The sequence below is a fragment of the Moellerella wisconsensis genome, assembly GCF_022592395.1.
GTDB classification, from domain to species: Bacteria; Pseudomonadota; Gammaproteobacteria; order Enterobacterales; family Enterobacteriaceae; genus Moellerella; species Moellerella wisconsensis.
Map to the genome: position 1 here is coordinate 1288988 of NZ_CP093242.1, position 15257 is coordinate 1304244.

Below are 15257 nucleotides of genomic sequence, written 5' to 3' on the forward strand. Positions count from 1 at the left end.
GGAGGTTGCATGATGATAATGTTAAAAATTAACATAATCCGCAAGTAATAATAGCATTTTTCTTTGCTGGTGATAATGATAACTGTTAACATCTGTATTCTTAATACAGAGGTAAAACATGAAAATAAAATATCACCTGCTCTCAGCATCATTACTGGCATCATTAGCCTTTTCTGCCACCGCGACTACTTATCCAGTTACTTTTACAGATACTGATGGGCAAGAAATTACATTAAAGCAAGAACCTAAACGTATTGTTTTACAAGATGGTCGAGATATCTTAGCGCTAGCATTGCTCGATAGAGATAATCCTTTTGAGCGAGTTGTTGCTTGGAATAACAATTTAAAAAAATCTGATCCTCAAGCGGTTTCATTGTTAGAAAGTCAATGGAAATCAACAATGAACAATATTCCTGATATGGGATTTAATGACAAAGGTGAAGTTAATACCGAGTTAGTTATTGCGCAGCGTCCAGATGTGTTGATAGCTCAATTACGAGCTAAGCCGGCTTTAGAAGGCTCAGGCGTAGTGAGTAAATTAAAACAAGCTAACATTCCGATTATTTACGTCGATACCTTTTTGGAACCAGTCAAAAATACCAAAGCGAGCGTGAGTTTATTAGGTTTGGTACTAAATAAAGAACAACAAGCTAAGCAATATACCGATTTCTATCAGCAGCATTTAGATAATATACAAATCAAAACAGCAAAAGTAGTGATTAAACCTCGTGTTTTTGTTGAAGCAAAAGCCGGAGCTAATGGTTCAGACAGTTGCTGTTTTACCCATAACAATGCGGGTTGGGGGGGGATGATCCAAGCTGTGGGTGCTGATAATATCGGTAGTCATTATTTACCGGGATCTTCTGGTACCGTTTCTTTGGAACAAGTCATCAGTACTAAACCTGATGTTTATATTGTGACAGGCTCTCGCTGGGTAAATAAAAAGAATATTGCGGTTCCGTTTGGTTATGGTGTTACAACACAAGAAACCGCCGCTGGTTTTGAGCGCTTAAAGAATCGTGTTGGGTTTAATCAAATTAGTGCGGTAGCGGATAATCAATTATACGGTGTATATCATAACTTTTATAATCACACTTATAATATTGTAGGCTTAGAGTATTTGGCGAAATTTATTTATCCCAATCAATTCTCTGATTTAAATCCAAGTGAAACATATAACACTATTATTAAAGAATTTACTACTATTCCGGTAGCTGAGGCTATTTGGGGAATTAAATCGGTTAATTAATAGCTGATTTTGTTTAATTTTAAATAATGGACTGTATTTATAAAAATGCATTAAAGCTAAATATATTAAATACAGTTCATTTTTTATGGCTAAAATATGAGTTACCTTCTAATTACTCCTTTTACTATATAATAATTAGCTATAGCAGGATTGAAAAGTAACGATTCGTTTAATGTATTTATGGAATACTGTATATGGATGGTGTTAAAAATAGCGTTAATTAGAATAAAAACCGTAACAATTGTTCATCATATAAGATACAATTCAGGCCGAATTATATAAATGATGGAATACGATTGCAGGTGAGAACGTTTTGTAAGCCTACGTTTTTTCCGCCTATCGCGGCTTGGTTAGCTCTATTCTCGGTGATTATGTTGTTTGTTGCTCCTGTGATCTCAAAATCATTGATGCAAAATACAGCATGTTCTCATCACCAGCCATTCGTTGCTATGCATAATATGTCTATGCATCATGATATGGCGCAGGGCGAACATGAAAACTGCCATGAATTAAAAACAATACACACGATATTAATGTCTAATATTGGTCAGTCACCGATGGAAGATATTGCTTGTGGGTATTGTCAGTTATTAATTTGCCTTCCTTTCATTCTATTCTTTTTAGCTATTTTCCTTTGGCTATTAATTATTTGTACCCGCGTTGAATGTTTTGATGATTATCATTATCCGGTGATATCTCGTCGTCCTTGGTCATTACAATTTGCTCGAGCTCCTCCTGAACGCATTCCCTTATCCTAAATAAATAATAGAATTAATAATAATCTATATCGTGATTAATAGCTTATTTACGGCTACGGCAATTCTTTGCCTGAAATAACCCTAAGTAAAATTATAGATCACCATGTAATAAGAAAATCATGTTTATCCTATCGTAGGAAATATTAATGAAAGCAAATTGTTTTTCACGTACGCCAGTCGCCACTTTAGTCATTATGGCTATTTTTTCCACACCGGTGATTGCAGCAGATAAAAAGAGTCAAGTAATAAACAACTTTCAAGTTATGACCGTGACGGCACCAACATCATCACCGCTGACAATTATCAGCTCGCCTAAAACCCCGCGACAACCTGTACCTGCGAGTGATGGGTCGGATTATTTAAAAACTATTCCCGGATTTTCACAAATTAGAAATGGTGGAACCAATGGCGATCCTGTTTTTCGCGGTATGTTTGGTTCTCGCTTACGTATACTAACCAATAATAGTGAGATGTTAGGTGCTTGTCCTTCGCGTATGGATGCGCCGAGTTCGTATATTTCACCGGAAAGTTTTGATTTATTGACACTGACGAAAGGCCCGCAAACAGTATTATGGGGGCCAGGAAACTCGGCGGGTACTGTTCGCTTTGAGCAAGAGCGTCCTTATTTTGAACATGCGGATATTAAAGGGACAGCAAGTGCGCTAGCCGCCTCAAATGATCGTTGGGATGTGAATGCCGATATTAGTATGGGTAACCAATTGGGATATTTGCGTTTAACGGGCAATAAATCCCATGCCAATGACTATAAAGATGGCGATGGTCATCCGGTTCCCTCTAAATGGAGTAAGTGGAATACGGATATTGCATTAGGTTGGACGCCGGACGAATATACATTATTGGAGTTAACAGCAGGTAAGGGCGATGGTGAAGCACGTTATGCTGGTCGTGGTATGGATGGCTCCCAATTTAAGCGCGATAGCTTAGGGTTACGAATTGAAAAATCCAATATTGGCGAAGTATTTGATAAATTTGAGGCCAATATTTATTACAATTATGCCGATCATGTGATGGATAATTATTCGCTGCGTTCTCCTAGTCAGATGATGGGGGGACATAGCGGAGGACATTCAACCGGACATATAACGGGACATATGCCAATGGTTTCGGCGAAACACTCTGGGCATTCTATGAGCATGAAAATGCCGATGGCGATGGAGCTAGATCGCAAAATAGTCGGTGGACGAATGATGGGAAGCTGGATCTGGTCTGATTTTGAGCTGCAAAGTGGAGCAGATATGCAGATCAATACTCATCGTTCGAAAAGGAATAATCAGTGGAATAAAGATGCCCGTTTTCAGGATTATGGAATTTTCAGTGAGCTAACATGGAAAGCTACAGAGCAAAGCTCACTGATTAGCGGTGCACGAGTAGATAGAGTATTAGTGAATAAATATGCCTCGATGAATAGCGCGGAACGTACTGATACGCTACCTGCTGGATTTATTCGTTTTGAACATACATTGGCAGAGAAACTCATTATGTTATATGCCGGTATAGGTTATACGGAGCGTTTTCCTGATTACTGGGAACTGTTTTCACCAACTTATGGACCAGGCGGCACTCATAATGTCTTTAACGCAGTGAAATCAGAGAAAACTCGTCAATTAGATATTGGTGCACAATATAGTGGCAAACAGATCAATGGTTGGATTTCAGCTTATATAGGGCAAGTTGATAATTTCATTTTATTCCGTTATGACGCTCATAATGCACGTATCAGCCAGGTTGATAATATCAATGCAACAATTATGGGCGGGGAGATGGGGATGAGCTATCAGATTACGGATACGTGGAAAACGGATGCCAGCCTGGCTTATGCTTGGGGAGAAAATACCAGCGACCATCATGCATTACCGCAAATGCCACCACTAGAAACACGCTTAACTTTAGGTTGGCAAAAAGATAAATGGAGCAGCACCGGGTTACTAAGATTAGTCAGTCGTCAAGGGCGCATTGCTATTAATCAAGGAAATGTGGTTGGTAAAGATTTTGACAGTAGCGCGGGTTACGCTGTTTTCTCTGCTAATGCTGCCTATCAATTGAATGATTATATTAAGCTCAGTTCTGGCGTTGATAATCTGTTTGATAAAACTTATAGCGAGCATTTGAATTTAGCCGGAAATAGTGGATTTGGTTATTCTTCTGAGCAACCGATTAATGAACCTGGACGCACATTTTGGGCAAAGCTTAATGTTACTTTTTAATTTGTAACAATAATTGTTGATAAGCATATTATGCGTTATCTTGCTTAATAATGATTAAATCTAGCTTTATTCTCAGGCCTTAATCTGTAATTTCATTGGATTAAGGCCTATGCTGATTTATGTTATTTCAGCTATATAACAGAGATTATTATCGGTTGAATTTAACATAACAAAGGAAGTTAAATGCCATTAAAAATTACGTTACTGTTTGTAGTCACAGCAATCGCGGAAATCGCTGGCTGTTACTTTCCTTATTTATGGTTAAAAAAAGGTGGCAGTATTTGGTTATTACTTCCTGCGGTATTAAGCTTGATGTTATTTGTTTGGCTTTTAAGTTTGTATCCCGAGGCAAGTGGCAGGATTTATGCTTCTTATGGAGGGATTTATATTGTTACTGCATTGTTATGGTTACGTTTTGTCGATGGCGTAGTTCTTACGACAACGGATTGGGTGGGGGCTTTAATCGTGATCATTGGTGCTGGCGTTATTATTAGTGGTTGGAAATAAATGACTTTATGGCTAATGTGTTATTGAATATATGATCATTATTCGAGTTGCGAGCTAATTTATCATCGTATAGATTAGCTTAAATAGCCGAAGATAAATTTAATATTTCTTCTCGAAAACTGCTTTCAAAAATTGGAATAATTATCATGGGTAAATTATTCATTATTTTAAATTTAATTATCGCGAGTTTAGGGCAAATGGCATATTCCTCACAAACAATCGTATTTATTCGTCATGGTGAAAAACCAGATAATGATAGTGGGCAATTAACCTGCAAAGGATTGAATCGTTCATTAGCATTGCCTGATATTTTAATTAATAAGTACGGGATCCCACAGGCGATTTATGCGGCAGCACCAAAACAAAATAAATTGGGGCATTCATTGCGTGCGTTACAGACTATTAGCCCGACGGCGATCCGTTTATCATTGCCAATTAATCTTAAATATCATGCTAAAGAGACTAAGGAATTACAGAAGTCTTTATTGAATGATAAATATGCAGATTCAGTAATTTTTGTGGCATGGGAGCATGATAATTTAGTCAAAACTGCTAAAGCTATTATGGAGCAATTAGGGGGAGACTCTGAGCAAGTACCTAAATGGAAAAGTGACGATTTTGACAGTATTTATGTTATTCGCATTGAGAAAACCAGTAATAATGAGAGCCATGTTAGCTTTGTGCAGGAACAGCAAAATCTAACTCATCTCTCAACTATTTGCCCTAAATAAGTATATTCCCTGTTAAATCGATTGAATAAGTTTTTAATTTAGTCTATTCCATTAAGAATATTACGATAAAAAACAGTATCTGCATTTATAGGATAGAATAATATTTAGATTAACAGCGCGAGTGCTTTAATTCCTGCGATTAGTTCTTCGGCAGAATGAGCGGCAAAACCTAATAAAACGGCGGGGTGCTCGGGAGGTTGGCGGCAATATCGTGATAACGGCTGAATTTTAAAGCCCAACGTTTGTGAAGCCTCAATGACTTGATCCTCCGTTAGGCCATGGCGTAGCCAGCAAACAAGATGGATACCTGAATCTGCTGGATGGACGCAAAATTTATCGCCTAAATACCGCTCAATGGCATCAACAAGGGCTTTTTTTCGTTCATTACAAGCACGACGAACACGTCTTACATGGCGGGCATAGTGTCCTTCTGTAATAAATAAGGTTAAAGTAGCTTGTTCTAGAAATGAGCTGCTTGAATCAGCATAATATTTTGCTAGCTTAAAGGCATCAATCAGGGGCGTAGGGACAATCATGAATCCTAATCTAAACTCAGGAAACATCATTTTAGAAAATGAACCAGCATAAATAACGCGCTGATATTTATCTAAGCCCTGTAGCGCCTGAAGTGGTCTGCCAGAATAGCGAAATTCACTATTATAATCGTCTTCAAATATCCAACTCTTATGCTCAGCGGCCCATTCTAGCAAGTGTAATCTACGTTCTAAACTCAGGACACCACCAAGTGGAAACTGATGTGATGGAGCAGTAAATACCAATTTGGCAGTTGGTAAGTTCTTGATAGCGTAAAAAACATCCATTCCTTGCTGATCGCTGGTGACTGAATTAACTGTCATTCCCGCAGACAGAAAAACACCATAAGCACCATCATAGCCGGGATCATCGAGCCAAACATTATTGCTAGGCTGTGTTAGAACCTGAGTGGCTAAGTTGATCGCTTGTTGGGTGCCATTAACAATGATGATTTGTTCTTCTGTGCAATTTAATCCGCGAGTTGCGCGTGCATATTGACTGATTGCGGCGCGTAATGGTTGAAAACCGGCAGGATCATTATGGGATATTTGACTGTGCTGATATTGACGCCATGCGCGTTTTAATAATCTCCCCCAAGTTTGATGGGGGAATAAATCTGCACAGCCGATACCGATATTAAATAAACTATTATTGGCTAGTGAAGCTTGCAGTTTTTTCCATATATCTAGCATGGCATAAATATTAGGATTTATTTCTAAATCTACGGGGGAATAAATCTCACTCTTTGTGGTGGGAATTTGAACCTTGGTTAATTCATCTGGGATGATGTCTGAAATATAGGTGCCTGAACCTCGTTTGGTGACTAAATAGCCTTCATCAAGTAAGCGTTCAAAACCAGCGATGATTGAATTACGTGAGATAGATAGAATTTCAGCCATTGCTCGGCTGGAAGGAATTTTATTACCCGGGTGTAACCGGCCATCAAGAATAGCATCGCGTAATGAGTGATAAACTTGTTCATGCAGAAGTCCGTTTTTAATTGGTAATATTGGAAAATTATACTGATTTTTTTTAGTCATTATATTTCTTAATCGGTAGCCAGATAGCTTGAAATGAGAACCAAGAAACAAAATTAGCGAGGAATAAACTAAGTGATAGTGATTTTGACATAAAAAACCCTGCTAATATAGCAGGGTGTGAAAAATCACAAAAATGTTTATGAAATTCTAATTTAACCTATTTAGATGTGAAATACTCACACAAATTGTGTGCATATATTTCTCATTAAGATCATTAGATAATGACACTCTAACGGATAATCATGACTGAGGTCTTAGCATATCGAACTACCGATGCTGCATTTGAACCTAACAGATAGGTACTCATGCTTGGTCTACGTGAACCTAATATAATTAAGTCGGCATTGATTTTCTCAGCGGTATCGAGGATACAGTCTTTGACTGACCCAATCGATGAATAGCTGTGAATTTTATCTTCAGGGATAGAAAACAATTTTATTTTCTTTTTTAACTCTTTAGCTATGGCTTCAGCTTGTTTTTCATCATCCGGAAAATCTGTAGGGATCATCGTTCTACCGTAACGGAAGTAGGTCGAAATGGGGGCGGTGACTGCTAAAAAGTGAACTGATGCACCGCTAATTTTTTGTAGCTCATTAACATGAGAAATAACCAATTCGGTTAAATCATCTTCTGAAACATCAATTGGCACTAATATTGTTTTATACATATATGATCTCCTTTTCTTGTTTGAGCTATTATACCCATTTTAAAATTTTAATAATGAGACCAAATACGGTTATTTTTAGATAAAAATACAATAAAAATATATTTTGAATTTTTGTTGGTTAATCAGAAAAATATGTTGCTGTACAACAAAAAATAAAATAACCAGTGGTGAATTAAAAATCTATTAAATATAATTTTTACTGGTTATTTTCATTGTATATTTATGAGGAATAAAAAATTAATTATCCAGTATTTTTACTGGCTTACCTTGATCATCAACCGCTACAAAATTAAATTGCCCATGGATAACTTCTTCGCGGCCTTCGGAATACATATCTTCAAGAAAAATAGATACATTAACGGTCAGGCTGGTGGTCCCTACGCGGATAACTTTACCGATTAATTCAATAATGGTGCCAGAAGGGATGGGGTGAGTGAAGTTAATTTTTTCTGTTGAAACAGTGACTAATCGTTTACGAGAAAAACGTGTCGCAGTAATAAAAGAGACTTCGTCCATCCACGCTAGCGCAGTTCCACCAAATAAGGTGTCATGATGATTGGTGGTGGTCGGAAAAATAACTTTTGATACCCTCGTTATTGATGATGATATTTTTGCCTCTAATGAGCATTCTGCGGGATCTTTTTTTGGTACTTCTATAGCCATACAACATCCTTAGGATTAATTATCTACACTGGTAATACCCGAGTTATGATTTTAATTTCCGTGATCTGAGGGGGATTAGCCATTGCATAGATACGATAAGTTAAAATAGAACCGGTACTATTAGTTGATAGTCATGGCCTTTATTATACTAGCCTGTTATTTTTTATCTAAATAATTTTCGAGTTGAATCGTTCCGGTCAGAAATAAAGTGGCTCGCCCAGAGAGATGAACTCGTGAGTTAATAATTTTGCAATCTACAAATCCGCCACGTACAGATATTTGATGTCCGGTAAGCTGATTTTTATTTAATCGTTTGGCCCAAAGCGGTGCGATCGCACAATGGGCAGTTCCCGTTACCGGATCTTCATTAACACCTTTCGCGGGAGCAAAATAGCGCGATACAAAATCACAGGTGTTATTTTGAGATAATGCGGTAATACATAAGCCAGGGAGCGGTAATTGGGCTATTGCATCGAAATCAGGAGAACAAGAAGCGACATCTTGCTCATGAGATAAAAAGCAAATATAACGATCATTCGCTAAGTACAACTCGGCAATTTGGGTATGAATAATTTTGCTCAGATGGTCTTTTAATTCGGAGGGAGCGATTGAACAAGCCATTTGGGGGAAATCCAGCGTAAATCCGTCAGTAGTTCGGGTGACGATTAACTCCCCTGATTTCGATTGAAATATAATCGGTTGTTGGCTGGTTGATGATAATTTATCGATAATAAAAGCGGCGGCTAATGTAGCATGACCACATAAATCAACCTCTATTTTGGGCGTAAACCAGCGAATATGACGATCGACGATAAATGCGGTTTCAGACAAATTAATTTCTGCGGCAAGAGAAATTAATAACGTATCATCTAGCCACTCATCAAGTAATATAATCGCGGCTGGATTGCCTTTAAATAATTGATCGGTAAAAGCATTAACGTAATAAATGGGAAAAGTAGAAGCAGTCATAGATTATTCTTCTTATCAGTGAAACGGTTTTATTAGAGAATAAATAATAGAGTCATAATGTTAATATGCTTTTGCGGAATATTTCATTATTCTGTCAGCAGCTGATTAATTAACCAATAACCTGCTAGCCCGGGAGGATTAGTTTTTGACCAGACCAGATCAACATCAATTAATTTAGGCCACTGTGCATATTGCAAGCTGACTAATTTATCATGACCAAATTGTTTTACTAACCAAGTAGGTAAAATTGACCAACCCATGCCTTGCTCTGCCATTTCTAATAGTAATAAATAGGTGGGAGCAACCCACAGTTTTTCACTGTTGATCATTAATTGATTCTTGCTACTCAGATGCAATTGGCGAGTCATAGTTAGGTGCTGATGGGTTAATTTAGTGACTTTAGTTAGGGGATGATCTTGAATGACATACAGCCCCATTTCCCCCTGTTTAGGCAATCGTGCCGATGCAATATCTGGTGGATATTCAGCACGAGAGTCAATCATACCTATATGCACGTGACCATTTTGTAGCAGTGACAATGTATCTTCACTTTCTGCAATAATAAATTCAAATTCTAATTGTGGGAATTTTGCATCCATTTCTTGCATGAGATAGTCGGTATGTGGAGGCTGATAAATATCAGAAAAACAGCAGCTTAATCGAGATTCTACCTGCTGGTTTAACTCAATACTTAACGCATGTAAGCGTTCATTGGCAGACAATATATCTTCAACTAAACTTAAAACTTTTCGCCCCGCTGGGGTAAGAATTGATTGGCGACCTTGGCGTTCGAACAGTAAGACTCCTATATCGGTTTCAAAATTTGCAATCAGCGTACTGACAGTTGATTGGCTTTTATTTAGTTTACGCGCGGTGGCAGAAAAAGATTTTAGTGCTGCGGCCTCAACGAAAGTACGTAATGTATCAAACGAATAATTCATCATAGTATCGGTTTTATCGATGGCTGGTATTTTGTATTCATACATAGAACCGATGATAATTGCACTTTAGCAATCAGAGTTCAAGTAAGATGCGATATAGAGGACTATTTAGGTTAACCCTCCGCATTGAAAAGCAGGACTTATTTTATACAAAATTGAGAATAATTTTTGAGGTACTAAATGAGTATTAATAAAAAGTCTTTGCAAGAGCGTATCCTTCATGCGGTATGTTTTGAAGTTATTGCGATAGCGATTACTGCGCCGATAAGCGCACTCATGTTAGGCCGTTCGATGCTTGAGATGGGGAGTGTGGCGGTTATTTTATCAACTATCGCCATGATATTAAATGTAGTTTATAACATGATTTTTGATTATTTTTGGCCGTTATCCAAAGGACCTCGCTCGACCGTGATACGAGTCATTCATGCAATAGGGTTTGAATTAAGTTTTGTGATTATCGGTATTCCGGTTATTGCACTATTGCTTAATATGACATTATTTGATGCCTTCATGCTAGAGATTGGTTTCTTTACATTTTTCTTATTTTATACCTATATTTATAATCTGGTGTATGACAAATTACGTGAACGTTGGTTTGCGGCTAGAGCAACAGCTGTGGTGACTGAGATGCGAAATAAGTAAGATTTAAAATAACGAGGCACGGGTTAAAATACGTGCCTCGCTGTATATTTAGTGGCTAATTATTGAGGTGTGAGTTCTTTTTGATCTGCATTTTTAAGCATGTTTCGTACGGGTATAATTAGTAAAGCCAATACAGCGGCACAGATAACTAACGCGATAGAAACATGAGAGAACAGTTCTGGCATCGAGCCTAATTGTTCTTTATTGATATTCCCACCCATAATCCCTGCGGCTAGGTTACCCAATGCACTGGCACAGAACCATAGTCCCATCACTTGCCCGCGCATTTTTTGTGGCGCCAATAAGGTCATCGTGGCTAACCCGATAGGACTGAGGCAGAGTTCCCCCATGGTGAGCAGTAAAATACTGAACACTAACCAGCCGGGAGACACGCCGCTTTGGGTCGCAAGGACTTGATTGGCAGCAAACATCATGATGGCAAAACCGCCCGCTGCAAATAAGATCCCAATAATAAATTTGCTGATACTGCTTGGATTCATGCTACGTTTCGCCAGCGAAGGCCACAACCAGCTGAAAATCGGTGCGAAAATAATAATAAATAGTGCATTTATTGACTGGAACCAGATAGTCGGGATTTCAAAGCTTCCTAACTGGCGGTCGGTATAGTCACGAGCGAAAATATTAAAAGAAGTCGGTTTTTGTTCAAATGCCGACCAAAAGAAAGCTGCTGCAATTAATAAAATGAAACATACCAACAATCGAGAGCGTTCGCTGGATGTTAGCCCACCTAAAAAGAACATAAACAAGAAATACAATCCGACACAGATAGAAATAATGTAAGCCGAACTTTTAGCGATAATCGATGGATTAAATGGAATTATGCCGCGGCTAATCAGCACGACCAGTACAGCTAATGCCGCCATGGCTAGGGTTACCCACTGACCTACATTTTTACGTTGCACGGTGGGATGATCCCAACTGGAATCTAAGCCTATTTGTTTATCATAACGACGCATTTGTGGCACAGCATAAAAACGGAAAATTAGTAAGGCAATTAACATGCCTATCCCGCCCAATCCGAAGCCTAAATGCCAGCCATATTTTTCATGCAGTGGGCCAATAATTAATGGGGCAATAAATGAGCCCATATTAATACCCATATAAAATAGTGAGAAACCGCCATCACGGCGGGTATCTTCTTTTTTATACAGGGTGCCGACCATGACAGTAATACAGGTTTTGAATAAGCCGGTGCCGAGTACTATCAGTAATAATCCAATGAAAAAGAAGGTATCGGACCAGAATGCCGATAATGCAATCGATAAGTGACCACAAGCAATAATTAATGAGCCATACCATACGGCACGGCGTTGGCCGAGCCAGTTATCGGCTAACCATCCTCCGGGGAGAGAGGTAATATACACGCCACCGGCAAATATACCGACGATAGCGGAGGCTTGTTCAATTGGGAGATCCATCCCGCCCTGCAATAGCGCGGCGCTCATAAATAGGATTAATAATGGACGAACACCATAAAAAGAAAAACGTTCCCACATTTCGGTGAGAAATAATGAGCTGAGTGGATAAGGATGACCAAAAAAAGTTTTGGTTTTCGTTACTGAATTTTCCATCTGAATACTCTCGTCAATAACCTCAATGAGGTTGTAGCTGGCAATATACCCAGAGAACACCAATGTGCGTAATGAACCGCAGCTTGGGTTACTTAGGTTATAAAATAACGTTGCTACTAAATATCCTTATAAAGAACGTTAATTTTATGTATACAGATATCCATATATGTATACATTTATGCAACACACATTATTATAAAAGTGCCGCGATAGAGAACATATTTCTAGGCTTTTATGTGTTTTTTAGATGAAAGTTCGAGGGAACTCTCATTTTTAAACATGTATTACCTGTAATAACACATTTTATTATTGACAGAAAGAGTAAATATTATATGAAAGAGATTGGAATATAATTTTTTAATAAAACAATAAGTTAGTTGATTTTTTTAGCTTGAGAATATTAATTATATAAGCTAGTTAGTCGATTTGGATTAAATTGAGATAAATTGACAGATATATTTATCAACATAACGTAAATTTTTCGTGGTAATTATATGTTTTTTGTTTGGTATTTTATTGAATACCAAGAATAAATTAGATTAATTAATACTAATAGGGCACTGAAGAAAAATACAGCTCTAAATCCATAAGTTGCTGCGACCAGTGATCCCATCAATGGGCCGGTGACATTACCTATATCGCGTAATGCTTGGTTATAACTGAAAATCCGTCCGGTAACTTGATGAGAAATATTATAAATAATGAGTGTTTGTACCGCTGGTAATAAGGCGGCATTCAATGCCCCGAGTAAGAAGCGTAGTGCGCCTAATTCCCAGTAATTGCTGACTAATCCCATCGGGAATAAGACAAAAATTGAGGCACCTAATACCGCGAGTAGTACTTTGTCCGGACCTATTCGGTCACTGAGTTTACCGAGCCTAGGGGCACTGATTAAGGCGGCAACGCCGGGAATAGAGGCGACAACACCGCTGATAAAGGCTAGATTTTCGATAGATCCGGAGAGGTCGCGGACATATAGAGTTAATATAGGATTGATTGACCCCATGGCCGCTTGAATAATCATAGTGGTGAAAAATAAGCTGATGACTAGACGTTTGTTTTTTAATGAAGCAAAAACTTGCTGATTACTAAGTGCATCTTTACGCGAAACTGGGGTGAAGTTTTCTTTAACATAAAAAAGAGTGACTAAAAAACAGATAAATAATACGGTAGCTGTAATAAAAAAGGCCGGTCTTAGGCCATAATGGTCAGCTAATATACCGCCAATTAAAGGGCCAATTAATGCACCACTAACCGCCCCAGTCGACAAAATGCCTAATGCCCAGCCACTCTTTTTCACCGGAACTTGTGTAGCAATCAATGCATTGGCATTGGGAACAAAACCGCCAAGTAACCCTAGCAAAGCACGCAAAATAAGTAACTGCCAAATATCTTGCGCAAAACCAATCAATACCATCACTATCCCCATACCGAGGGCGGAACGTAATAGCATCAATTTTCTCCCTTTACGGTCAGAGAGTTTCCCCCAGAATGGAGCAGCGATAGCGGAGAATAAGAAAGTAATACTGAATACCGCCCCGGTCCATAAGCTGAGCGAGCCGGGATCGGTTATGCCGAGTTCTTCAACGTAGAGCGGTAAGAAAGGCATGATCAGACTGAAAGCTGCGCCTGTAAGGAAGCAACCAAACCAGACAACATATAAATTGCGTTTCCAATAGGTATTTTGCGATATTCTGACCATAGACCTCATGCTACATGTTAATGGCCGATATTTATTGGTTTTTGAATAACTATCAGCCGGTTAATCGTGTAATTTATCGAGCTTACCATATAAAGAAGGTTCACCGGGGGGGCGAGTTTTAAAACGGCGATGTAACCACATATATTGATCAGGCGCTTGCATAATTTCTTTTTCTATCACTTGATTTATCAATGCCGCCGCAGTGACTTCATCTTTCATTGGAAAATCTTCCACCGCCGGTTGAATGATTAATTCATACCCTTGGGCATGAGATAAACGGCGCGGGGTAAAGGGAATGATCAGCGGATTGGCTAAACGCAGTAATATCGAAGTTCCCACGGTTGTAGCTGCTTTATCGACAGCAAAGAAAGGCGCAAATACACTGTTTTTAGGACCATAGTCATGATCAGGGGCATACCACAGGATTTCCCCTTGTTTCAGATTACGCACCATGCCTTTGACATCCTTTCTATCGATAACGCTCTTATTCGATCGCACGCGTCCCCACGCCTGTAGCCAGTCGAGTAATGGGTTATCATTAGGGCGATAGACACCGATTCCGGGATTTAAAATACCAAAAATCCGTGCTCCGAGTTCTAAGGTCAGAAAATGCACCCCAATGACTAAAATGCCTCGGCCAGTTTGTTGTGCTTGCTGAATATTTTCACGGCCTTTAATGGTAAACCAGCGTTGAATACGCCAATCGGGCCAAAACCAAGCCATTCCGGTTTCAAAAATACCCATTCCTACCGATTCAAAATTCTGTTGAATTAATTTTTGGCGTTCGCTGAGGCTCATATTAGGGAAACACAGCGCTAAATTTCTATCAGCGATGTTAACGCGAGATTTTAACAGATGGCGCGAAAGGCGCCCAAGGCGTGTTCCCATCCAATAGATTATTGGATAAGGCAAAAGCGTTAGAATATAAAGCAGCCCAATACCCAGTAATAATAACCAGTAGCGAGGATGCAAAAAACGGGCTTGAAAAGTGGGAGTCTTAGTCATCTGTTTCCGAATCTATTTACTGTATATGCGCC

Annotated in this window: 14 protein-coding genes; 6 read left to right on the plus strand and 8 right to left on the minus strand. The window is 38.7% G+C overall.

Annotated elements, in window-relative coordinates:
* Window positions 1-118 precede the first annotated feature (118 nt).
* The 5 genes from MNY66_RS05630 to MNY66_RS05650 all read left to right on the plus strand — a co-directional run bounded on the left by MNY66_RS05630 (window position 119) and on the right by MNY66_RS05650 (window position 5470).
* Entirely contained in the window at window positions 119-1249 is a 1131-nt protein-coding gene (locus tag MNY66_RS05630; protein ID WP_047257127.1) for an ABC transporter substrate-binding protein, read from the plus strand.
* Between the two features lie 302 nt (window positions 1250-1551).
* Window positions 1552-2007, plus strand: a complete 456-nt coding sequence (locus tag MNY66_RS05635) for a DUF2946 domain-containing protein (protein ID WP_231637048.1) — start codon at window positions 1552-1554, stop codon at window positions 2005-2007.
* 146 nt (window positions 2008-2153) lie between these two features.
* A complete protein-coding gene (locus MNY66_RS05640) occupies window positions 2154-4232 on the plus strand; it encodes a TonB-dependent copper receptor (RefSeq protein ID WP_241501653.1) in 2079 nt (692 codons plus the stop codon).
* A gap of 183 nt (window positions 4233-4415) precedes the next feature.
* On the plus strand, window positions 4416-4739 hold the full coding sequence (locus MNY66_RS05645; RefSeq protein WP_241501654.1) for a YnfA family protein: 324 nt from the start codon (window positions 4416-4418) through the stop codon (window positions 4737-4739).
* Between the two features lie 146 nt (window positions 4740-4885).
* The gene (locus MNY66_RS05650) at window positions 4886-5470 is read left to right on the plus strand and encodes a histidine phosphatase family protein (RefSeq protein ID WP_047256796.1); all 585 of its coding nucleotides are present in this window, start codon (window positions 4886-4888) and stop codon (window positions 5468-5470) included.
* A 104-nt stretch (window positions 5471-5574) separates the two neighbouring features.
* Here the strand turns inward: MNY66_RS05650 and pdxR are convergent, their stop codons facing one another.
* The 5 genes from pdxR to MNY66_RS05675 all read right to left on the minus strand — a co-directional run bounded on the left by pdxR (window position 5575) and on the right by MNY66_RS05675 (window position 10284).
* Window positions 5575-7044: a MocR-like pyridoxine biosynthesis transcription factor PdxR gene (gene pdxR, locus MNY66_RS05655; RefSeq protein ID WP_241501655.1), complete on the minus strand. Its 1470-nt coding sequence runs from the start codon at window positions 7042-7044 to the stop codon at window positions 5575-5577.
* Window positions 7045-7273: 229 nt separating this feature from the next.
* Entirely contained in the window at window positions 7274-7711 is a 438-nt protein-coding gene (locus tag MNY66_RS05660) for a universal stress protein (RefSeq protein WP_047256798.1), read from the minus strand.
* A gap of 237 nt (window positions 7712-7948) precedes the next feature.
* On the minus strand, window positions 7949-8374 hold the full coding sequence (locus MNY66_RS05665; RefSeq protein WP_047256799.1) for an acyl-CoA thioesterase: 426 nt from the start codon (window positions 8372-8374) through the stop codon (window positions 7949-7951).
* 156 nt (window positions 8375-8530) lie between these two features.
* Window positions 8531-9343, minus strand: coding sequence for a PhzF family phenazine biosynthesis protein (locus MNY66_RS05670; RefSeq protein ID WP_241501656.1), 813 nt, complete (start codon window positions 9341-9343; stop codon window positions 8531-8533).
* An 86-nt stretch (window positions 9344-9429) separates the two neighbouring features.
* Complete coding sequence (locus tag MNY66_RS05675; RefSeq protein ID WP_047256819.1) at window positions 9430-10284, minus strand: LysR family transcriptional regulator; 855 nt, start codon at window positions 10282-10284, stop codon at window positions 9430-9432.
* Window positions 10285-10464: 180 nt separating this feature from the next.
* On the opposite strand from MNY66_RS05675, the gene MNY66_RS05680 reads away from it, so the two are divergent.
* On the plus strand, window positions 10465-10926 hold the full coding sequence (locus tag MNY66_RS05680; protein ID WP_047256801.1) for a multidrug/biocide efflux PACE transporter: 462 nt from the start codon (window positions 10465-10467) through the stop codon (window positions 10924-10926).
* A gap of 59 nt (window positions 10927-10985) precedes the next feature.
* Here MNY66_RS05680 and MNY66_RS05685 read toward each other — a convergent pair whose 3' ends face one another.
* The 3 genes from MNY66_RS05685 to MNY66_RS05695 all read right to left on the minus strand — a co-directional run bounded on the left by MNY66_RS05685 (window position 10986) and on the right by MNY66_RS05695 (window position 15225).
* The gene (locus tag MNY66_RS05685) at window positions 10986-12518 is read right to left on the minus strand and encodes a peptide MFS transporter (protein ID WP_047256802.1); all 1533 of its coding nucleotides are present in this window, start codon (window positions 12516-12518) and stop codon (window positions 10986-10988) included.
* A 490-nt stretch (window positions 12519-13008) separates the two neighbouring features.
* Window positions 13009-14220, minus strand: a complete 1212-nt coding sequence (gene mdtG, locus MNY66_RS05690) for a multidrug efflux MFS transporter MdtG (RefSeq protein WP_047256803.1) — start codon at window positions 14218-14220, stop codon at window positions 13009-13011.
* Between the two features lie 60 nt (window positions 14221-14280).
* Window positions 14281-15225 (minus strand): Kdo(2)-lipid IV(A) acyltransferase, encoded by a 945-nt coding sequence (locus MNY66_RS05695; protein ID WP_241501657.1) that lies wholly within the window; start codon window positions 15223-15225, stop codon window positions 14281-14283.
* Window positions 15226-15257 lie beyond the last annotated feature (32 nt).

What these genes read in the sequence shown, in the direction of transcription:
- MNY66_RS05630 (WP_047257127.1), top strand. Translation starts at nt 119, where the DNA reads ATGAAAATAAAATATCACCTGCTCTCAGCATCATTACTGGCATCATTA.
- MNY66_RS05640 (WP_241501653.1), top strand. Translation starts at nt 2,154, where the DNA reads ATGAAAGCAAATTGTTTTTCACGTACGCCAGTCGCCACTTTAGTCATT.
- MNY66_RS05645 (WP_241501654.1), top strand. Translation starts at nt 4,416, where the DNA reads ATGCCATTAAAAATTACGTTACTGTTTGTAGTCACAGCAATCGCGGAA.
- MNY66_RS05650 (WP_047256796.1), top strand. Translation starts at nt 4,886, where the DNA reads ATGGGTAAATTATTCATTATTTTAAATTTAATTATCGCGAGTTTAGGG.
- pdxR (WP_241501655.1), bottom strand. Translation starts at nt 7,044, where the DNA reads ATGACTAAAAAAAATCAGTATAATTTTCCAATATTACCAATTAAAAAC.
- MNY66_RS05660 (WP_047256798.1), bottom strand. Translation starts at nt 7,711, where the DNA reads ATGTATAAAACAATATTAGTGCCAATTGATGTTTCAGAAGATGATTTA.
- MNY66_RS05665 (WP_047256799.1), bottom strand. Translation starts at nt 8,374, where the DNA reads ATGGCTATAGAAGTACCAAAAAAAGATCCCGCAGAATGCTCATTAGAG.
- MNY66_RS05670 (WP_241501656.1), bottom strand. Translation starts at nt 9,343, where the DNA reads ATGACTGCTTCTACTTTTCCCATTTATTACGTTAATGCTTTTACCGAT.
- MNY66_RS05675 (WP_047256819.1), bottom strand. Translation starts at nt 10,284, where the DNA reads ATGAATTATTCGTTTGATACATTACGTACTTTCGTTGAGGCCGCAGCA.
- MNY66_RS05680 (WP_047256801.1), top strand. Translation starts at nt 10,465, where the DNA reads ATGAGTATTAATAAAAAGTCTTTGCAAGAGCGTATCCTTCATGCGGTA.
- MNY66_RS05685 (WP_047256802.1), bottom strand. Translation starts at nt 12,518, where the DNA reads ATGGAAAATTCAGTAACGAAAACCAAAACTTTTTTTGGTCATCCTTAT.
- mdtG (WP_047256803.1), bottom strand. Translation starts at nt 14,220, where the DNA reads ATGGTCAGAATATCGCAAAATACCTATTGGAAACGCAATTTATATGTT.
- MNY66_RS05695 (WP_241501657.1), bottom strand. Translation starts at nt 15,225, where the DNA reads ATGACTAAGACTCCCACTTTTCAAGCCCGTTTTTTGCATCCTCGCTAC.